Source organism: Micrococcales bacterium, from assembly GCA_009784895.1.
Lineage (GTDB): Bacteria > Actinomycetota > Actinomycetes > Actinomycetales > WQXJ01 > WQXJ01.
The window spans coordinates 39,296-56,855 of sequence record WQXJ01000007.1; the positions used below are offsets into that span (position 1 = coordinate 39,296).

Below are 17,560 nucleotides of genomic sequence, written 5' to 3' on the forward strand. Positions count from 1 at the left end.
GCTTTGACGGAAGAACTCTCATTCCCTCACTTTTGACCAAGCCGGCATCCGGCCAATCACCGCCATTACCACCATCGTTCGGGTGGACCACGCCACTTCGCCCTAGCCGAGCGCCGGCGAGCCTGCTCCGCTCCAACCTGGCGAGACACAACCGTCCACGACGCCCATCAGTTCACGAAACTGTGAGCGTCAGCGTCAGACTCGATAACGCCTGCCAAGGGCGACGACTGCTGCACTTTGCAGAGCTGGACCACCCTGCTGCTGCACTTGGCATGCCGCCGCGAAACGATGGTTGCACCTGGCAGAAACCGCTCCCGGATCACCTGGGCGTACACCCGGCCGGTTATGCCAGGCGCAGCCGCAGAATCTAGGGAACATGCTCAGCGTCACAATCGACCGTGCCTTTTGTGCCAGGCGCGGCAATGAACGACTGTCGTTCTGCTAACCGTCACAATCAACACCCCCGATCATGCCAAGCGTTGCATCCGATCGAAGGGCAATGGTTGACCGGGCACGGTTCGCCTAGACGCTCGATGCGGCGGGGTTGTGGTGCCGGTCCGGGTGGTGTCGTCGGAGGTGGGTGGTGGATTCGGCGGGGCCAGGCTCAGGGGCCTGGCTCTCTCCTGGGCCATCGAGGAAGGCCAGGCCATGGCGCCGGAAGCCGATGGCCGCAGCTAGGCGGACCAGCTTGGCTGCCCAATGCCGGCGGCCCGGCCAAGGGCGGAACCTCGGTGTCGCTGGAACCCGTTAGGTCCTTGCCGGGCACGGTTCGCCTAGACGCTCGATGCGGCGGGGTTGTGGTGCCGGTCAGAGTGATGTCATCGAAGCTGGCGTGGTGGATTTGGCGGATTTGGCGGATCCAGGCTCAGTCCGGGACCGGCGAGGATTGGGGGAGGGGCGCCGTAGGCTGGTACACCGTGAGCACTGATAGTCCGTATGACCGCCAGGTTAGACAGGTGGCCAGTTTGGAGGAAAAGAACCAGCGCCTGAGCCAGTCACTGGTAGCGGCGCGCCAGCAGCTGACCGAGCTACGCCGCCAATTGGCGGCCCTGAGCGCCCCGCCGGGTAGCTACGCCCAGTTCGAAGGTCCGGCCGCCGGCGGCAGTGCCAAAGTCATCCAAATGGGCCGGCGCTTGAGGGTGTCATGCGGGCCTGAAGTCAACCTGGCCCAATTGCGAGCCGGTCAAACCGTCGCCCTGAACGAATCGATGGCGCTGGTAGCTGCTTTGGGTTTCGAGACCATTGGGGACGCAGTCAAGCTGAAAGACGTTTTGGACCGAGACCGGCTTTTGGTCACCTGCCGAGGCGAAGAGGAGCTGGTGGCCAGGCGGGCTGGGCCTTTGGTCGGAGTGGAGCTGCGCGGTGGCGAAACCCTGCTGTTGGACCACCGTTCGGGTTTCGCCTTCGAAGTCATTGCCCACTCACGGGCTGAAGATCTCATTTTGGAAGACGTACCGGATGTTACCTATGACGATATTGGCGGGCTGGACAAGCAGATTGCCCAGGTGCGCGATGCCGTCGAGTTGCCTTTCAATCACGCCGGGGTTTACGCCGACTACCAGTTGCGCGCCCCCAAGGGCGTCTTGTTGTACGGCCCGCCAGGTTGTGGCAAGACCCTCATTGCCAAGGCTGTGGCTCGGTCGCTGGCCGCCACAGCCGGCGGTCAGGCTTGCTTCTTGAACATCAAAGGTCCAGAGCTGCTAAACAAATACGTCGGTGAAACCGAACGCCACATCAGGGCGATCTTTGCCCGAGCCCGGGACAAGGCCCGCGAAGGTGGGGCCGTAGTGGTGTTCTTCGACGAAATGGAATCGCTCTTCCGTACCAGGGGCAGCGGGGTTTCCTCTGATGTCGAAACCACCGTGGTGCCCCAGCTGCTGGCCGAGATCGACGGGGTTGAAGCCCTGGGCAATGTCATTGTGATCGGGGCCTCGAATCGGGAAGACATGATTGATCCGGCCATTTTGCGACCCGGACGGCTGGACGTCAAAGTCCGGATCGACCGGCCCGATCAGGCCGGTGCCGCCCAAATCCTTTCGAAATACCTGCTGCCCTCCCTGCCCTTGGATCAGGCCGAATTGGCCCGTCATGACAACGACCGGCCAGCCACCACCAAGGCCATGATCGAGGCAGTTACGTCCCAGCTCTACGCCGAAATAGACGCCAACCAGTTCCTTGAGGTGACCTATGCTGGCGGCGACAAGGAGATTCTCTTCTACAAGGACTTCGCCTCTGGTGCCATGATTAGGGCTGTCGTTGACCGGGCTAAGACCGCCGCCATCAAATCTCAGCTCGACCAGGGTCAAGGCGGCCTGACAACCAGCCATCTACTCCAAGCTCTCGACCAGGAACTGACCCAGAACGAAGACCTGCCGGGCACAACCAACCCCGATGACTGGGCCAGGGTTTCTGGACGCAAAGGCGAACCGATCGTCTACTTGAGGACTTTGGCCGGCGGAGGGCGACACCTTGAGCTGTGACGGCCGGCGGATCATGGGCCTGGAAACCGAATACGGCATAGCCCAACTCGGCGCCGAAGGCCACCAACGGGCCAATCCGATTCAGCTCTCGAGCCTGGTGGTGGCGGCCTATAAGGCCACCCAAGGCGACCACCTGGCGCCCTGGGACTACCAATCGGAAGACCCACTGGCTGACGCCCGCGGCTGGCGCCTGGACCGGGCCGCGGCCCACCCCAGCCAGCTGACCAACGACGAAGCCCCCAAACTGGCGGCCCGGCGGCGGGACGGGGCCGGTGCCGCCTTGCTGTCAAATGGGGGCAGGTTGTACGTCGACCACGCCCACCCCGAATACGCCACCCCTGAGGTCACCAGCGCCAAGCAGGCCGCTTTGTGGGACCAAGCTGGTGAGGTTGTGATGCACCTGGCCGCCACCGCCTTGGCCGCAGGCGGTGGCCCGGAGGTTGGGTTATACAAAAACAACACCGATGGCAAAGGTGCTAGCTACGGCACACATGAGAACTACCTGGTCGAACGGCGCGTGCCGTTTGACCAGGTAGTTGCGGCCTTGACGCCGTACCTAGTGACCAGACAGGTTTTGACCGGCTCGGGCCGGGTTGGCTTGGGCCAAACCAGCCAAGAGGCCGGTTTTCAGTTGTCCCAGCGGGCCGATTTTGTCGAAGCCGAAGTGGCCCTAGAAACCACCATCAACCGGCCCATTATCAACACTCGGGATGAGCCGCACGCCGATCCGGCGCGCTGGCGGCGCCTGCACATAATTGTGGGCGACGCCACCATGGCAGCCCAAGCCACCTACCTCCGCATGGGGTTGATGAACCTGGTTTTGGGCGCCCTGGAGGCCGGCGGCCTCGACGGCGGGTTTATCAAGGCGGTTGCGTTGAGGCATCCAGTCGAAGCCTTCCAGCAGGTCTCTAGGGATTTGACGCTGAGGCAGGAGCTCGAACTGGCCCACGGCGGGCGGGCCACCGCCCTTCAAATCCAGGGCCACTATCTCGAACAGATCAATAGCCTGGCGCCGGCTGCCAGCCTCCAATCAGAGGCCACCGACCTAATCAGCCGCTGGAGCAGGTTGCTGGAGCAGTTGGCCAAAGGCCAGCTAACCCAAGCCTCCAAACAGGTCGAGTGGCTGGCCAAGTACCAGCTGCTCGAACGCCTGCGGACCCGGTCAGCGCCTCACCTACCTTGGGATCATGCCAAGCTGGCGGCGGCCGAACTGCGCTGGACCGATGTCGACCCGACGCGATGCTTGGCTCGACTGCTTCAGGCCAAGGCCGGCATTGGGTCGATGTTTGACCAGGCCACAGTGGTCGAAGCCGTGACCCATCCGCCCACCACAACCCGGGCCTACGTCAAGGGGCAGGCTTTGCGACGCTTGGCCGATGCCGTCCGAGCGGCCGGGTGGGACAGCCTAGCTTTGGCAGGGGAGAGGGGCCTAACCAGCCTCAAGCTGACCGATCCTTGGCGCGGCAACCAGGCGGATCTTGCGGCGCTGCCAGGGGGTCGATGGACGGTGGAGGCTCTGGTCAAAGTCCTGCAGACTGGTGACCCAGGCTGAGTTGCGACCACCATTGCCTGACTAGTGATCCGAACTAGAGCCCTAAGCCCAGCCAAGTGGCTGGCAGCTGCAACCAGGCTTTCGAGGCGCATTGCCTCGCCAACTGCCCCGGGGCTGGCGAACCAGGTAGGCCTCGCCGTTAGAATTGCCAAGCAGCAAATAGGTCCCCAGTGGCCCAGTAAGGCAGATGATGGAACAGATCAAGGGCTCAGCCTCCTCGCGCCGGCGGGGCGAAGACCAAGCCGGGGGAGAACCGGGCGAAAGTGGTGCCAACCAAACCCAGGCTCAAGCCGGCACCCAGGCCATCGACGACCTGCTCGACTCGATCGACGAGGTCCTTGAAACCAACGCCGAGGCTTTTGTCCGTTCTTTTGTGCAAAAGGGCGGCCAATGAGCTCCGCCCGCGGGCTGAGTGGCCCCTACCTGACCCCTGGGAACAGCTTTGTCGGTTTTCTGGCGGCCGAGGCACCCGAACTAATGCCCACGACCCGGCTGGTCCAGGCCAGCCAAGCAACTCCCGCGACGCCATCGGCCACCACGATTGTGGCCCTGACCTACCGCGACGGCCTGGTTATGGCCGGCGATAGGCGGGCCACAGTGGGACATGCCATCGCCAGCCGCGAAATGGAGAAGGTCTACCCGGCCGATTCGACCACCGGCATAGGCGTGGCCGGCACTGCCGGGCCGGCCTTGGAATTGGTTCGGCTCTATCAACTTGAACTGGAGCACTACGAAAAAATCGAGGGCACGGCACTGTCCCTAGAAGGCAAAGCTAACCGCCTGGGTTCAATGTTGCGGGGACGGTTTGCTCAGGCCCTGCAAGGCTTGGCCGTGGTGCCGCTATTGGGCGGTTTTGACCGCAGCGAAGGACGCATCTTCTCCTATGACCTAACAGGCGGCCACTATGCCGAACGCGATTTCGCCGCCGTGGGCTCCGGCGCTGTCTATGCCAAAGGGTCGCTGAAGAAACTGCATAAACCGCGCGCCACCAGCCGGGCTGCTATCCGCACCGCCATCCGGTCGCTCATGGACGCGGCCGAAGACGACGCCGCTACCGCCGGTCCGGACTTTGGCCGCGAAATCTGGCCGGTGGTGGCCACCGTCACCGCGGCCGGCTACCGGCGCCTTGGCCAGGACGATTTGGCCCCAGTCATGGCCGCCTTGAGGCAGGAGGCGTCATGAGCTTGCCGATGTATGTACCGCCGGAACAGCTGATCAAGGACCGGGCCGATTTCGCCCGCAAAGGTGTGCGCCGCGGCCGGCCCGCGGTGGTGCTGTCGTTTAGCGGCGGCGTTTTGCTGGCCAGCCACAACCCCTCACGGGCGTTGGTCAAAATTGGCGAAATCTACGACCGAATCGCTTTTGCCGCTGTGGGCAAGTACAACGAGTTCGAAACCCTCAGAGTGGCCGGAGTTCGCTTCGCTGACCTGCGCGGTTATGCCTACGACCGGTCAGATGTGTCTGGACGGGCGCTGGCCGGAGCCTACGCCCAGACCTTGGCGGCGGCCTTCACCACCGAAGCCAAACCGTTCGAAGTCGAACTGGCCGTGGCCGAGGTCGGTCCGGTGCCGGCCGAGGATGCGGTTTTCCACGTTTCCTACGACGGTTCGGTCAGCGACGAGCATGCTTGGGCCGTGTTGGGTGGCGCCAGCGATGAGGCACGCCAAACCGTGGCTGAGGGCTGGCGGGCGGATTTGACCTTGCCCGATGCCGCCCGGCTGGCTTTGGCTGTCTTGGGCAGCCAGTTGCCGCTGGGGCAAATTGAATCGGCTCTGTTACACCGCGGGCGCGACGGTCGGGCCTTTGAGAGGCTTGACGGCAGCTGGTGGCGAGCGGTCGGGCTGAAGTGACCGGCCGCATTATTGGCCTGGAGACTGAATACGGTATCAACCTTGACGGCGGCGAATTGGGCCCGGAGCAAGTCGCCCGCGAACTGTTCCAGCCGGTGGTCGAATGGGGCCGGTCAACTTCGGTTTTCACCTCATCCGGCGGCAGGCTGTATCTAGATGTTGGTTCGCATCCGGAGTTCGCCACGCCCGAATGCGCCTGTCTCAGCGACCTGGTGGCCCAAGATGTGGCCGGGCAGCGGATCATGGCTGGACTGGCCCAAGCGGCCACGGCTCGTTTGGCGGCGTCAGGACAGGCCGGACGCGTCCATTTGATCAAGAACAACGCCGATTCGGCTGGTAGCTCCTTTGGTTGCCACGAAAACTATTGCGTGCCTAGAGCCAAAGCCGCCCAATGCGCCGAGTTGCTGATCCCCTTCCTGGTCAGCCGGCAAATCTTGGTTGGCGCCGGGCATGTGCGTGTCGACCCGGTTGGGGCCAGGCTGACCTTGTCTGCCCGCTCGGATCATGTCTTTGAGGCCACCAGCTCGGCCACAACCCGGGCTAGGCCCATGATCAATACCCGCGACGAACCTCACGCTGATGGCTCGATCTGGCGACGCTTGCACGTGATTGTCGGAGATTCGTCAATCTGTCAGGCCACCACTTGGCTGAAGGTCGGCTCGACCGATCTGGTGCTGCGAGCCATCGAACAGGGTTTGGCCTCTGGCCACTTGGAGTTGGACCAGCCGGTTCAGGCCCTCAGGCAAATTGCCCATGGTTACCTCGATCAACCGGCCGTGGCCTTGCGGGCCGGCGGCACCGTTACGGCGCCGCAGCTGCAACAGGCCTATTTCGAGCTGGCGGAAAAGGTAGCTGACTCCGAGGCCGACTTGGCTCTGCTTGACCTTTGGCGGCGGGTGCTTGAGGGCTGGCAGTCAGGCGATTTCACGGCCGTGGCCGGTGAAATTGACTGGGTCATCAAAGACAGGTTGATCCGGCGATACCAGGAAAGGACAGGCGCCTCACTGTTGGATCCGCGGGTGGCGCGGCTCGACCTGGCCTACCACGACATCGGCACTGAGGGTCTGGCTGGCCGGCTGGAAGCCTCCGGCGGTATGACCCAGGTGGTGGCGAGCCAGCGAGCGGCCGCCGCCGTGCTGGCGCCACCGGCCGGGACCAGAGCCCAGGTGCGTGGCGCTTTTGTCGATGCGGCCCGGGCGGCCGGCCAAGACTACGTCGCTGACTGGACCAATCTGAAACTGGCCGGCCCAGGCGGCGGGCAGGCCGTGACTGTGTTGGATCCTTATGGTCAAGACGCCGAGCCGGCTTGGGCTTTGGTCGAGCAACTAGGCCTGCAAGCCAGGGCCGGCCAGGTCTTGGCCCTTGACGGCATAATGGCCCAGCAGGCCCAGACAACAGAAAGGACCGATTAGATGAGTGTGGCCATTAGGGTGATTCCCTGTCTGGACGTGGACGCCGGACGGGTGGTCAAAGGCGTTAATTTCCTAAATCTGCGTGATGCCGGTGACCCGGCTGAGCTGGCCGCCCGCTACGACTCTGAGGGTGCGGACGAGTTGACCTTCCTGGACATTTCGGCCTCGGCCAGCGGCCGGGCGACCATGGTTGAAGTGGTTGAACGCACGGCCGAACACGTTTTTGTGCCACTGACTGTGGGTGGTGGCATCCGCTCCGTTGAGGATGTTGACCGGCTGCTTCGAGCTGGAGCCGACAAAGTCTCGCTCAACACTGCCGCCATCACCAGGCCGGAGCTGATTGGTGAGATTGCCGCGCGTTTCGGTTCGCAGGTATTGGTTTTGTCGGTTGACGCCAGGCGCTGTACCGATGGCGTCGAAACTGATTCGGGTTATCAGGTCACTACCCACGGCGGGCGTCAAGGCTGCGATCTCGATGCCGTGGCTTGGGCCAAACGCGGTCAGGAGCTCGGCGTGGGTGAGGTTCTGCTCAACTCGATGGACGCCGACGGCACAACCGACGGTTTCGATCTGGAGATGCTAAAGGTAGTGCGTCAGGCCATTTCGGTTCCGTTGATCGCCAGCGGTGGTGCCGGCCAAGTCGAGCACTTCGTCGAAGCCGCCAAGGCCGGCGCGGACGCCGTCCTGGCGGCCAGCGTTTTCCACTTTGGTGTCCTGACAATCGCCCAGGTCAAGCAGGGCCTGCGGGCGGCCGAGTTGGATGTGCGTTAGATGCAAGGAGAACCCTTGGGCGATATGGTTCAAGACCCTCTGGTCCGGCAAGGGGTGTCCTAGATGAGGCCTGAGCGGCTCAGTTTTGATGACCGGGGCCTAATCCCGGCCATTGTCCAGCAGGCGGGCAGCGGCGAAGTGCTGATGCTGGGGTACATGGATCTTGAGGCTGTCAACAGGACTTTGACGACCGGCCGGACCTGGTTTTGGTCCCGTTCACGCCAGGAGTACTGGTGCAAAGGGGAGACCTCAGGCCATATCCAAAAGGTGGTGTCGGTGGCGGCTGACTGCGACGCCGATGCGCTTTTGGTGACGGTCGAACAGACTGGGCCGGCCTGCCACACCGGCGCCAATAGTTGCTTCGACACCAACCCCCTGACCGGCTAAGACCTATATTCACGACCTACCCACGCCGAAGAGAGGCCCGGCTGGCTACTTGACGGCGTGGCTGTAGATTTGGTCTATGACCGTGCACTGGCCAGGCGACCATGAGCCGGCTGGAGAGGCCGCGACTGATGCCGCGCCTCCGCCGCCCGATCCCGAGGCCTACGCGCCGGCATCGGCCTACCCGGGCTACCAGGCTTACCCTGGCTACCAGGGCTACGCGCCTTACCCAATGAGTCCCGGCTACTATCCAACTGCCTGGCCGGGCCAGTTCGCCCCGCCAGACCGCTCGCATAACGGCCTGGGTGTGGCCGCCCTTGTTTGCGGCATCGCTGGCCTCTTGCCCTTCTATTTGATTCCGGCCACGATCGCCGCTGTCATTACCGGCCACATGGGGCTGGCCGCGGCCAAAAAGCAACGGGCGGATAATCGAGGTTTAGCCTTGGCCGGGCTGATCTGCGGCTATATCGGCGTTGGGCTAAACCTATTGGCTATTGCGCTGCTGGCTTTCTTCCTGGCCAACGTTGAGCGTGGACTGTATGAAGGCCCGACTCTCGTGTCGCTGGCGGCGGGGTATCTTTGATGTATGAGTCAGACACCGACGCAACCTGAATACCCCGGCTATCAGCAAAACCCCTACGGTGCCCCACCCCCGGCGCCATATGGCGCCTATCCCTACCAACAAAACCAGGCGCAGCTGATGTCCCAGTCCAAGAACGGTCTGGGCGTGGCCGCGCTGATCTGCGGCATTGGGTCGTGGGTGATTTTGCCGCTGCTGGCGGCGGTCGCGGCGATCATCCTGGGTTCAATGGGCAAAAAGGCGGCAGACCAGGGTCTAGCCAACAACCGCGGCATGTCGCAAGCCGGTTCGATTCTGGGCTGGATCAACGTTGGTATTACGGTTTTCGTGGGCGTGCTGGTATTGATTCTCTTCGTCGCCGGCGTCCTGGTCATCAACTCCACCACCTACTAGCAGGCAGGGCGCCCCACGGCCAGGCCGGGCGGGACGATTTGGCAGTGGACCCCTGGCATCTTGTAGGGTCAAGGCACGCGCCTTTACAAGGTCAGACAGCGTTGTCCAAGCGCGAATGTAGCCCCCGAGGAGTCAGCCGTGTCCGTTCTAGATGCCATAGTCGAGGGCGTGCGGCTGGATTTGGAGGAGCGTCAAAGACGCTTGCCGCTTGACGCAGTCAAGGAACAAGCCCAGCGTGCCCCTGAGGTGCGTGAATGTCTGGCGACGTTGGCCGATAGGTCGGCAGTTTCGGTGATTGCCGAGGTCAAGCGGGCCAGCCCGTCAAAAGGCGACTTGGCTTCGATTCCTGACCCGGGGCGACTGGCCAGCCGGTACGAGCAGGGCGGCGCGGCCGCTATTTCGGTGCTGACCGAATCACGCCGCTTCAAGGGCAGCCTCGATGACCTCGACCGGGTCAGGCGGGCCGTGGACATCCCGGTTCTGCGCAAAGACTTCATTGTTAGCTCATATCAGGTTTGGGAGGCCCGGGCGCACGGAGCCGATCTAGTGCTGCTGATAGTGGCCGCTTTGAGCCAGCCGGCCCTGGTTTCGCTAGTTGAGCGGACCGGGTCTTTGGGCATGACCGCTCTGGTCGAAATTCACGACAGCGACGAGTTGGACCGTGCCTTGGCCGCCGGCGCCAAGCTAGTTGGGATCAACGCCCGCGATTTGACCACCTTGAAAGTTGATCAGGGCCTTTTCGCATCGCTGGCCCCGCGGGTGCCGAAAGGCATCACCTTGGTGGCCGAATCGGGCGTGGCCGGGCCGGCCGATCTAGTGGCCTACGCTCGGGCTGGCGCCCGGGCCGTGCTGGTGGGCGAATACCTGGCAACCTCAACTGACCCGAAACAGGCCGTTTGCCAGCTGGCCTGCCTGGGCGCCCATCCATCGACCAGGGTCAACCGGGTATGAAGGGGCCTTACTACGGCCCCTATGGCGGCCGTTTTGTGCCCGAAGCCCTTATCGGTGCGCTCGACCAGCTGACCGAGGCCTTTGAAAAGGCCAAGCTTGACCCGGCCTTCACCGACCAGAGCAACCAGCTACTAAGCCAATACGCTGGCCGTCCCACGGCCCTAACCGAAGTGCCGCGGTTCGCCGCCCAGGCCGGTGGCGCCCGCATTTTTCTCAAACGCGAGGATCTGGCCCACACCGGCTCGCATAAGATCAACAACGTCATTGGCCAGGCGTTGTTGACCAAACACCTGGGCAAACAACGTATCATTGCCGAAACCGGCGCCGGCCAACATGGTGTTGCCACCGCCACCGCGGCAGCTTTGATGGGCCTGGATTGCACCGTCTACATGGGTGCGGTTGACACCCAGCGCCAGGCGCTGAACGTGGCCCGGATGAAACTGCTCGGTGCCACGGTGGTGCCGGTCGAAACTGGCACGGCCACGCTCAAAGACGCCATCAACGAAGCCCTGCGCGACTGGGTCACTAACGTCGAAACAACCAACTACGTTTTTGGCACGGCTGCTGGCCCGCATCCCTTTCCGGCTTTGGTGCGCCACTTCCAATCCGTCATTGGCACCGAAGCTCGCGCCCAGCTGCTTGAGCGGACCGGCCGGCTGCCGGTGGCCGTGGCCGCTTGTGTGGGCGGGGGTTCGAATGCGATTGGTACTTTCTCTGCCTTCTTGGCCGATGCCGCAACTCGCCTTTGCGGTTTCGAGGCCGGTGGCGAATCGCTGGCCTCGGGCCGCCACGCCGCGCCTTTGTCTGCCGGCACACCGGGCACTTTGCATGGCGCGCTGTCATATCTGATGCAGGATAGTGACGGCCAGACGCTGCCAACGCATTCGATTTCGGCCGGATTGGACTACCCCGGGGTTGGGCCAGAGCATTCGTTCCTGAAAGACACCGGCCGGGCCGAATACTCCGACGTGACCGACGCCGAAGCTATGGCAGCCTTCGAGGCCTTATGCCGCACCGAGGGCATCATGCCGGCCATCGAGTCGGCCCACGGGCTGGCCGGGGCGTTGAAGCTGGCCGGGGGCTATGGGCCGGAGGATGTTGTGCTGGTCTGCCTGTCAGGCCGGGGTGACAAAGATGTTGAGACAGCGGCGAGGTGGTTTGGACTATGAGCCAGCTGGACCAAACTCAGACCGCGGCGACCAGCCCAACCGAACGAGCCATTGATCAGGCTCTAAGCCAAGGCCGAGCCGCCTTGATTGGCTACCTGCCAGTTGGTTTCCCATCCTTAGCCGCTTCGATCGAAGCGGCCGAGTCTTTGATCGACCAGGGCGTAGACATCATCGAATTGGGCCTGCCCTACTCTGACCCGGTCATGGACGGGCCAGTCATCCAAGAGGCGGTGGCGGCGGCGCTGGAAGCCGGTTTCCGGGTTGACCACTGCTTCGAAGCCGTTGAGAAGTTGTCCACCAAGTCAGCTCCGGTCCTAGTAATGACCTACTACAACCCGGTATTGAGGCGCGGCCTGGACCGCTTCGCGGCCGAGTTGGCCGCAGCCGGTGGGGCCGGCACCATCATCCCGGATTTGGTTCCAGACGAGGCCGCCAATTGGATCGCCCAAGCCAAGGCCCACCAACTCGACCGTGTCTTCTTGGTGGCGCCGGCATCGGACAATGAACGCTTGACCCAAGCAGCGCGGGCCTGCCGAGGTTTCACCTACGCCACTTCGACTATGGGGGTGACCGGAACCAGGGCGACGCTGTCGCGGCGGGCGGCCCAGCTGGTTGGGCGAGCCCGCGCGGCCGGAGCAGCTCGGGTTTGCGTCGGGGTGGGAGTGTCAAGTGCCGCCCAGGCGGCCGAGGTGGCCAGCTTTGCTGACGGTGTCATAGTCGGCTCGGCCCTGGTTAATGCGCTGGCCGGGCCGGGCGGTCTAGCCCAGATGGCGGCACTGGCCGGGGAGTTGGCCCAGGCGGTGCGGCGGTGAGGCTGGCGGAAATGGCGGCTTTGGCTGGTCAGCTGGCCCAGGCGGTGCGGCGATGAGGCTGGCGACGGGCGACGGCTCGACCTGGTTGGCCCTGTTGCCCAGTCCGTCGCGTAACGTCTGGCACCTTGGCCCGCTGCCAATTAGGGCCTATGCCATGTGCCTGCTAGCCGGGATCGTAGTGGCCTGCGTGGTCGGGGCAAAACGGCTGGGTCAGCGTGGCTACCCCCCTGAGCTTATGTATGACGTGGCCATCTGGGCGGTGCCGTTTGGCATTGTCGGGGCTAGGATCTACCACGTTTTGTCCTCGCCTGGGGCCTACTTTGGGCCAGGCGGCGACCCAATGAAGGTCTTTTCGATCTGGGAAGGCGGTTTGGGCGTCTGGGGTTCGATCGCTTTAGGCGCGGTGGGTGGCCTGATCGCGGCCAAACGGCACAAGATCCCAGTTGGCATTTTGGCCGATTCCCTGGCGCCGGGCATTGTCTTGGGTCAGGCGGTGGGGCGTCTGGGTAACTGGTTCAACCAGGAGCTATTCGGTGGCCCAACCACTTTGCCGTGGGGTTTGAGGGTCTCGGCCGACAGGGCCTTGGCAGCCGGCCAGCCGGACGGTACCTTGTTCCACCCGACTTTCGCCTACGAGCTGGTTTGGAACCTGTTGGTATTTGTGACCCTGATCTGGTTGGACCGGCGTTTGCGCCTGCGCCACGGCCAGGTCTTTGGTCTGTACATGGCGCTGTATTGCCTGGGCCGGCTGTGGATAGAAATGCTGCGAGTCGACCCAGCCTCGCATCTGCTGGGCCTGCGACTGAACGTCTGGACGTCCGTCGTGATTGGCCTGGCCGGCCTGGCCATTTTCGCCTGGTCCAGGTACCACTTCCGCGACACCGAGGAAGAGGACCCTGACTCAGAGACAGAACCAGTTACCACTGCCGAGCCTGGCGCCGATGACGCCGAACCAGAGTCCTAAGGCCTGCGCAGCTGGCCCCGGAAGGGGCCGAGGTTACGGCAGGGAACACGCCTGAGTAGGGTGTATGCTGGCAGCAGCTGTTTGCATACAGGGAGGTGCCATGCCGTTACTCCAAGTCAGGAACTTTCCACCCGATCTGCACAACGCACTGTTGGAACGAGCGGAACAAGAACAACGCACTGTGTCGCAGCAGACCATTGTGCTGCTGCGAGCGGCGCTGTCGTCACAGCATGACAACTTGAGCAGACGCCGGGCGGTCCTGGCGCAGATCCGGGACAATCCGCCCAAATCAACCGCTGACCTTGACGTGGTGCAAGGGCTTCGCCAGGATCGGGAACGTTGAGGATTGTGCTCGACGCGAGCGCCGGTATCGCCGTTGCGCTCGACCGCCCCGAGGGTAGAGCAATAGGACGGGTTTTGGGTAGCGTTCAGGAGGTCCTGGCGCCCAGCCTTTACACGTTCGAAACTGCGAATGCAGTGTGGAAACACCAAATGGCCGGCGGGCTCGACCCGGTCAGGGCTGCGGCGGCCTTTAGAGCGGCGCAGGGTCTTGTTGACAAGTTTGTCGACGATGAAGGTGTGGTAGCCAGCGCGCTGGTCGATGCCGCAAAGCTGGGGCACCCGGCCTATGACCTTGTCTACACGGCCCTGGCTCGGCAAGCCGGAGCCTACCTTTGTACTCTTGACCAGCGGCTAGAGGTGTTGGCTGGCGAACTGGGCGTGCCGGTTGTGAAGACGGCACACTGGCCCTCGGCCGGTGACCAATCGGCTGACTGACCAGAGGTCCCGCTGGTGTTGCGGAAGTTGCGCAAGCCGTGGCACAAGGTCGGCGAGAAGGAGGAATGATGTGGTCCACGAGACAGTGAGATACAGGCGTCCCCGAAACTATGAGCGGGCCATCAGGAGGAAAGATGCGGCGAGCCAAGATTGTTTGCACTATTGGACCGGCCAGCAATGACCAGGCCTCGATCAGGTCCTTGATCCAGGCCGGGATGAACGTGGCCCGGTTCAACCTGTCGCATGGCAGCCGGGCCGAACACGCGGTTGTTTACCACCGGGTCAGGAAAGCCAGCCAGGAGTTAGGTGTGCCGGTGGCGATTCTGGCGGATTTGCAGGGGCCCAAGATCCGACTGGGCGCCTTTGGCGGCGGACAACCGGTCGAGCTGACGGCCGGTGATAGGTTCACCATTACAACTGAGGACGTGGTCGGCAACGCCAAGCGGGCTTCGACCACATATCAGGCCCTACCCAAGGACACCAAACCCGGCGATGTGGTGCTGATAGACGACGGCAATGTTGTGCTGCGGGTCGAATCAATTGACAAGACCCAGGTGATTACCAGCGTGCGGGTTGGGGGCAAAGTTGGCGACCACAAGGGCATCAATCTGCCCGGAGCCGCTCCTTCGGCGCCAACTCTCTCAGCTAAGGATCGGGCAGATCTGAGCTTTGCCCTCGACCTTGGCGTGGACTGGGTGGCTCTGTCCTATGTCCGCTCGGCCGCCGACCACGCCGAAGTGGTCAGAGCCATGGACATGGTCGGGGTGCAACGGCCGGTCATAGCCAAGATCGAAAAACCCCAGGCCGTCGACGTCCTCGAAGAGATCATCGAGTCATTCGACGGGGTCATGGTGGCGCGCGGCGATTTGGGAGTCGAACTACCACTCGAAGACGTGCCGCTGGTCCAAAAGAGAGCCATCGACCTGGCCCGCAGCTTTGCCAAACCAGTCATCGTGGCGACCCAGATGCTCGAATCAATGACAACCAACCCAAGGCCCACTCGAGCCGAGGCCTCGGACTGCGCCAACGCGGTGCTAGATGGGGCTTCAGCTTTGATGCTGTCTAGCGAGACCTCGATTGGAGCGTACGCCGCCAAAAGCGTCCAAACGATGGCCAGAATCATCGAAGTGACCGAGGCTGGGGGACAGGCCCGGATGGCCCCAATGACGGTGATGCCGCACACTCGCTCGGGCATTTTGACCCAGTATGCCGCCAGCATTGGTGACCGGGTGGAGGCCAAATACCTGGTGGCCTTCACCGAGACGGGCGACACTGCCCGCCGCCTGTCGAGGCTACGCTCGGCTCTGCCAATGATCGCCATGACCCCTGACCCAGAAGTTCGCCGGCAGCTGTCCTTGGTTTGGGGTGTGGAAGCCTTTGAGGTGGCCAATCAGAGCAGCAGCGATGAGATGGTGGCGGCGGCCGATGTCGTGCTTAAGGCCCAGGGTCTGGCCGTCGAGGGCGAAACGATCGTCATCGTCTCCGGCGCGCCTGTTGGCACGGCCGGTTCGACAAACCAGATCCTGGTCCACCAAATTGGCGGCCTGGACGCACCTGTCGACTAGAAGCCCCGGGTCGTTTCCCGCCCCAGCAGGCGGTCTCTGGTCTCCTGAGACCAGCCTCTATTGACCATGGACCGTTCGTACGCCGTCAGAACGTCTTGGTCGCTCAATCCGAGCCTGTTGGCTTGGCTGGTCGCAGCCGCCAGGCCTGCAAACAGCCCGGTTGGGAGAGCAATAAGGGGCAGCATCGCGGCCAGAGCCAGTGCCACTATGGCCTTCGCCTTTGGCCGCGCTTTCACCACTGCCACAGTCGCCAAGGCCACCACGGCCGTCGAGGCGACAATGAGGGCCACCGCTACATAGGCCGAGGCGAATGTGGCCTTCATCGGGTCGTGGCCTAGCCAATTGGTGAGGCCAAACATGGTCCAGCCGACAATGGCCCAGGCAACGCCAAGGGCAACGGCACCGATCAGGGCCGTCAAGCTCATACGCCCGGCTCGTTTGGGTGGAACCGGCGGAGGCATGGGTGCCCCAGACCAATACCAGGCCGATGCCGGCCCTGGCGGCGGGCCATAGCCAACAGCAGGCTGGTCTTGAGGCCAGGTCACCGGGCCGGGCGGTGCGGCAAGACGGGAGGGGTCACCGGCCTGGGCAGGGACTGAACCTGACGCTGGGTCGGATGGGCTGGTCATTGTTGCTCCGATCACGGTGATTCGCACCTGGCCACGGTCACGATTTAGGTTTGGTCCCCGGTGCCGACGCGGCTATCAGTCAGGAAGCGCGATCCAGCCAAGCTATCACGCCCTTGGCTTGTGGTGGTCGGCCGCGCCACCGGTGCAAAAGCGGCGATGCTATCCGCGCCTGGTAGAGCCATTCGGAGCTGCTGCCCATTGGCCCCAGCCGTATTTTGGCCCAGGCCCACCGCGAGACCTGCTCAATCTGTCGCGCCCCGGAGGAGCCACCTACTAAAGCAGCTGGTCAAGGAGTTTCGATACAAATTCAGTCGGCAGACCCACCTGGTTTCGCGGAAGTGCGAATGGGTGTTGTAGAGTCTGGGCATGTCATACCTGGATGTTGAAGCGCGATTGCGCACAGCCCTAATTACCCTCATCCTGGACGAATACTCATTGCTCCAGTCGGTTCGCCTGCCAGTTCCGGCCTCACAACGGGTGATTGCCACCCAGCTGGCCTGGCGACTGCGCACGGAGTATGAACGGTCCTGGGACGTTGACGTCGAGTACAACCGGATTGGCCACGGCTACAAGCCCGGTACCCGGCCGGATGCTCCGGATCCGGCGGCGCGGCCGGTCGACATTTCGATCCATCACCGCGGTCTAACCGGTCCGGCCGCCAACTTGCTGGTTATCGAACTCAAGACCCACGGCGTGGACGACCTGGCCGCGGAGCTGGCCCAGTTGAACGCGACCAAGGTTGGTTTCAAGTATCGGCACGCAGCGCTGCTTGACCTTGGCATGCGCGAGGGTGATGACCCCAACGGACCGCCGGTGGTGCTGGAGCCAGCCTGGCTCTGGTTGCCCGGTGGCCGCGACATGTCGCCGGTCTTTGACGGCGATCAGGCCAAGCAACTTTCCCGCGAAGGCTGGCAGGCTCACGAGCTCAGAGTGGCCACGCGCAAAGCCCTGGAGCAGGCCAGCTAGCCTGACCGCCCAGGGCCACTCGGCCCAAATGGCCTGGTCGGCAGGCTTCAAGCGGCTCAAGGACGCAAGCGTCCTGACCCTCGCCTCAATCATGGTGCTCCTCGGCGCTGCGCGCCTCGTCAACAATTTCGTTGGCCTCACAAAACCAAGCATGCTTGGTTTGACTCGGCCTGCCTCATTGTGCCCTGGGTGGTGTTGTGGTTCAGGACATAGGAAACCCATGTCTCAGGACATAGGCAACTAGTGTCTCTGGACACCGGAAACCAACACTGGGCTCAGACACCGGGAACCATCCCCGCCACGTC

General features: G+C 63.1%; 19 protein-coding genes. 18 read left to right on the forward strand and 1 reads right to left on the reverse strand.

What is annotated here, in order from left to right; genetic code table 11:
• Positions 1 to 917 precede the first annotated feature (917 nt).
• The 17 genes from arc to pyk all read left to right on the forward strand — a co-directional run bounded on the left by arc (position 918) and on the right by pyk (position 15,660).
• Positions 918 to 2,480: a proteasome ATPase gene (gene arc, locus FWD29_02355; GenBank protein MCL2802788.1), complete on the forward strand. Its 1,563-nt coding sequence runs from the start codon at positions 918 to 920 to the stop codon at positions 2,478 to 2,480.
• Between the two features lie 13 nt (positions 2,481 to 2,493).
• Positions 2,494 to 4,032, forward strand: coding sequence for a proteasome accessory factor PafA2 (locus FWD29_02360; GenBank protein ID MCL2802789.1), 1,539 nt, complete (start codon positions 2,494 to 2,496; stop codon positions 4,030 to 4,032).
• Between the two features lie 190 nt (positions 4,033 to 4,222).
• Positions 4,223 to 4,426, forward strand: coding sequence for a ubiquitin-like protein Pup (locus tag FWD29_02365; GenBank protein ID MCL2802790.1), 204 nt, complete (start codon positions 4,223 to 4,225; stop codon positions 4,424 to 4,426).
• Entirely contained in the window at positions 4,423 to 5,214 is a 792-nt protein-coding gene (prcB, locus tag FWD29_02370) for a proteasome subunit beta (protein MCL2802791.1), read from the forward strand. Before FWD29_02365 ends, prcB begins: the two co-directional genes overlap by 4 nt.
• Positions 5,211 to 5,882 (forward strand): proteasome subunit alpha, encoded by a 672-nt coding sequence (gene prcA, locus FWD29_02375; GenBank protein ID MCL2802792.1) that lies wholly within the window; start codon positions 5,211 to 5,213, stop codon positions 5,880 to 5,882. Before prcB ends, prcA begins: the two co-directional genes overlap by 4 nt.
• Positions 5,858 to 7,294: a proteasome accessory factor PafA2 family protein gene (locus FWD29_02380; GenBank protein ID MCL2802793.1), complete on the forward strand. Its 1,437-nt coding sequence runs from the start codon at positions 5,858 to 5,860 to the stop codon at positions 7,292 to 7,294. Before prcA ends, FWD29_02380 begins: the two co-directional genes overlap by 25 nt.
• Complete coding sequence (gene hisF / locus FWD29_02385) at positions 7,295 to 8,065, forward strand: imidazole glycerol phosphate synthase subunit HisF (protein MCL2802794.1); 771 nt, start codon at positions 7,295 to 7,297, stop codon at positions 8,063 to 8,065.
• A gap of 63 nt (positions 8,066 to 8,128) precedes the next feature.
• Positions 8,129 to 8,452, forward strand: a complete 324-nt coding sequence (gene hisI / locus FWD29_02390; protein MCL2802795.1) for a phosphoribosyl-AMP cyclohydrolase — start codon at positions 8,129 to 8,131, stop codon at positions 8,450 to 8,452.
• 76 nt (positions 8,453 to 8,528) lie between these two features.
• A complete protein-coding gene (locus FWD29_02395) occupies positions 8,529 to 9,032 on the forward strand; it encodes a DUF4190 domain-containing protein (protein ID MCL2802796.1) in 504 nt (167 codons plus the stop codon).
• A gap of 3 nt (positions 9,033 to 9,035) precedes the next feature.
• Entirely contained in the window at positions 9,036 to 9,422 is a 387-nt protein-coding gene (locus tag FWD29_02400; protein ID MCL2802797.1) for a DUF4190 domain-containing protein, read from the forward strand.
• A 138-nt stretch (positions 9,423 to 9,560) separates the two neighbouring features.
• The gene (gene trpC / locus FWD29_02405; GenBank protein MCL2802798.1) at positions 9,561 to 10,373 is read left to right on the forward strand and encodes an indole-3-glycerol phosphate synthase TrpC; all 813 of its coding nucleotides are present in this window, start codon (positions 9,561 to 9,563) and stop codon (positions 10,371 to 10,373) included.
• The gene (trpB, locus tag FWD29_02410) at positions 10,370 to 11,542 is read left to right on the forward strand and encodes a tryptophan synthase subunit beta (GenBank protein ID MCL2802799.1); all 1,173 of its coding nucleotides are present in this window, start codon (positions 10,370 to 10,372) and stop codon (positions 11,540 to 11,542) included. Before trpC ends, trpB begins: the two co-directional genes overlap by 4 nt.
• Positions 11,539 to 12,354 (forward strand): tryptophan synthase subunit alpha, encoded by an 816-nt coding sequence (gene trpA / locus FWD29_02415; protein MCL2802800.1) that lies wholly within the window; start codon positions 11,539 to 11,541, stop codon positions 12,352 to 12,354. Before trpB ends, trpA begins: the two co-directional genes overlap by 4 nt.
• Positions 12,355 to 12,406: 52 nt before the next feature.
• Positions 12,407 to 13,318 carry a prolipoprotein diacylglyceryl transferase gene (lgt, locus tag FWD29_02420; GenBank protein MCL2802801.1) on the forward strand — a complete coding sequence of 304 codons (912 nt, stop codon included), beginning with the start codon at positions 12,407 to 12,409 and terminating at the stop codon, positions 13,316 to 13,318.
• Positions 13,319 to 13,418: 100 nt separating this feature from the next.
• Positions 13,419 to 13,661 carry a hypothetical protein gene (locus FWD29_02425; GenBank protein MCL2802802.1) on the forward strand — a complete coding sequence of 81 codons (243 nt, stop codon included), beginning with the start codon at positions 13,419 to 13,421 and terminating at the stop codon, positions 13,659 to 13,661.
• 5 nt (positions 13,662 to 13,666) lie between these two features.
• On the forward strand, positions 13,667 to 14,095 hold the full coding sequence (locus tag FWD29_02430) for a type II toxin-antitoxin system VapC family toxin (protein ID MCL2802803.1): 429 nt from the start codon (positions 13,667 to 13,669) through the stop codon (positions 14,093 to 14,095).
• Between the two features lie 134 nt (positions 14,096 to 14,229).
• Entirely contained in the window at positions 14,230 to 15,660 is a 1,431-nt protein-coding gene (gene pyk / locus FWD29_02435; protein ID MCL2802804.1) for a pyruvate kinase, read from the forward strand.
• Here pyk and FWD29_02440 read toward each other — a convergent pair.
• Positions 15,657 to 16,085, reverse strand: a complete 429-nt coding sequence (locus FWD29_02440; GenBank protein ID MCL2802805.1) for a hypothetical protein — start codon at positions 16,083 to 16,085, stop codon at positions 15,657 to 15,659. The genes pyk and FWD29_02440 overlap by 4 nt on opposite strands.
• Positions 16,086 to 16,655: 570 nt before the next feature.
• Here FWD29_02440 and FWD29_02445 point away from each other — a divergent pair.
• Positions 16,656 to 17,255 (forward strand): hypothetical protein, encoded by a 600-nt coding sequence (locus FWD29_02445; GenBank protein MCL2802806.1) that lies wholly within the window; start codon positions 16,656 to 16,658, stop codon positions 17,253 to 17,255.
• Positions 17,256 to 17,560 lie beyond the last annotated feature (305 nt).

Coding starts and splice junctions, on each gene's coding strand:
- FWD29_02360 (MCL2802789.1), top strand. CDS start 2,494: ATGGGCCTGGAAACCGAATACGGCATAGCCCAACTCGGCGCCGAAGGC.
- FWD29_02365 (MCL2802790.1), top strand. CDS start 4,223: ATGGAACAGATCAAGGGCTCAGCCTCCTCGCGCCGGCGGGGCGAAGAC.
- prcB (MCL2802791.1), top strand. CDS start 4,423: ATGAGCTCCGCCCGCGGGCTGAGTGGCCCCTACCTGACCCCTGGGAAC.
- prcA (MCL2802792.1), top strand. CDS start 5,211: ATGAGCTTGCCGATGTATGTACCGCCGGAACAGCTGATCAAGGACCGG.
- hisF (MCL2802794.1), top strand. CDS start 7,295: ATGAGTGTGGCCATTAGGGTGATTCCCTGTCTGGACGTGGACGCCGGA.
- hisI (MCL2802795.1), top strand. CDS start 8,129: ATGAGGCCTGAGCGGCTCAGTTTTGATGACCGGGGCCTAATCCCGGCC.
- FWD29_02395 (MCL2802796.1), top strand. CDS start 8,529: ATGACCGTGCACTGGCCAGGCGACCATGAGCCGGCTGGAGAGGCCGCG.
- FWD29_02400 (MCL2802797.1), top strand. CDS start 9,036: ATGAGTCAGACACCGACGCAACCTGAATACCCCGGCTATCAGCAAAAC.
- trpB (MCL2802799.1), top strand. CDS start 10,370: ATGAAGGGGCCTTACTACGGCCCCTATGGCGGCCGTTTTGTGCCCGAA.
- trpA (MCL2802800.1), top strand. CDS start 11,539: ATGAGCCAGCTGGACCAAACTCAGACCGCGGCGACCAGCCCAACCGAA.
- lgt (MCL2802801.1), top strand. CDS start 12,407: ATGAGGCTGGCGACGGGCGACGGCTCGACCTGGTTGGCCCTGTTGCCC.
- FWD29_02425 (MCL2802802.1), top strand. CDS start 13,419: ATGCCGTTACTCCAAGTCAGGAACTTTCCACCCGATCTGCACAACGCA.
- pyk (MCL2802804.1), top strand. CDS start 14,230: ATGCGGCGAGCCAAGATTGTTTGCACTATTGGACCGGCCAGCAATGAC.
- FWD29_02440 (MCL2802805.1), bottom strand. CDS start 16,085: ATGAGCTTGACGGCCCTGATCGGTGCCGTTGCCCTTGGCGTTGCCTGG.
- FWD29_02445 (MCL2802806.1), top strand. CDS start 16,656: ATGTCATACCTGGATGTTGAAGCGCGATTGCGCACAGCCCTAATTACC.